Source organism: Streptomyces sp. A012304 (genome assembly GCF_026008495.1).
In the GTDB taxonomy this organism is placed as follows: Bacteria; Actinomycetota; Actinomycetes; order Streptomycetales; family Streptomycetaceae; genus Streptomyces.
Genome location: NZ_BQUN01000133.1, coordinates 1 through 1,106, shown reverse-complemented (window position 1 = coordinate 1,106; position 1,106 = coordinate 1). Strand labels below are relative to the sequence as shown.

Here is a 1,106-nt window from a genome sequence, read left to right as displayed (position 1 = left end):
ACGACGTACGCGACTACGTCGTGGAACACCTCGCAGACCGCGAGGCCGTCCTGATCGTCGACGAGACCGGGTTTCTGAAGAAGGGCATCCGCTCTGCCGGCGTGCAAAGGCAGTGTTCCGGAACCGCCGGCCGCACCGAGAACTGCCAGATCGGTGTGTTCCTCGCCTACGCCACCGGCCGCGGACGCACGCTGATCGACCGGCGGCTGTATCTGCCGACGTCCTGGACGGAGGACCGCGAGCGATGCCGGCGGGCAGGCATCGACGATACGGTCGCCTTCGAGACGAAGGTGGCCATGGCCAAGGCGATGGTCCGCCGGGCCATCGCCGACAAGATCCCGTTCAGCTGGGTCACGGCGGACGCCGCCTACGGCTACAGCAAGGGCTGGCGGTTCGAACTCGAGCAGGCGGACGTCTTCCACGTCATGGCCACCACGCGGCACGACACGGTCGTCACCCGCTGGTCCATCGACCACCCCGTCCACGACCTGTTCCCCGGCCTGCCGCGGCAGAAATGGAAACGCCGTTCCTGCGGTGAAGGAGCCCATGGCCGGCGGATCTTCGACTGGGCACGTGTCGAGGTGCGGCCCTGGCACCGCGAGGACCGCCGGCACTGGGTGATCGCCCGCCGCAGCGTGAGCAGGCCCGAGGAGATCTCCTACTACATCGCCTACTGTCCCGCCGACACCACGCTGGACGAGCTGATCCGCATCGCGGGCAGCCGCTGGGCGGTCGAGGAATGCTTCCAGAGCGCCAAGCAGGAATGCGGCCTGGACGACTACCAGGTCCGCCGCTACCCCGGCTGGCACCGCCACATGACCCTCGCCATGGCCGTCCACGCCTGCCTGACCGTCCTGCGAGCCCGCCAGCTGGATGCGGACAAAGCAGAAACGGATCCTCCCACCTCACCCACCTCAGCCTCGCCGAAATCCAACGCCTGATCACCCGCCTCACCGACCGCCGCCCCACCCCGGTCGACCACATCTTGCACTGGTCGACCTGGCGCCGACGACGCCAGCACCAAGCCCGCATCAGCCACTACAAACGACGCGGACACAGCCCCTGAAACTGCCCAGCAATCAGAACAAGCACCGTTGCAGTACTAG

The 1,106-nt window shown here is 67.4% G+C and carries 1 protein-coding gene; it reads left to right on the top strand.

The window, feature by feature from the left end; genetic code table 11:
• A partial coding sequence (locus ALMP_RS33000; protein ID WP_264935138.1) for an IS701 family transposase occupies window positions 1-941 on the top strand: 941 nt, incomplete at its 5' end.
• Window positions 942-1,106 lie beyond the last annotated feature (165 nt).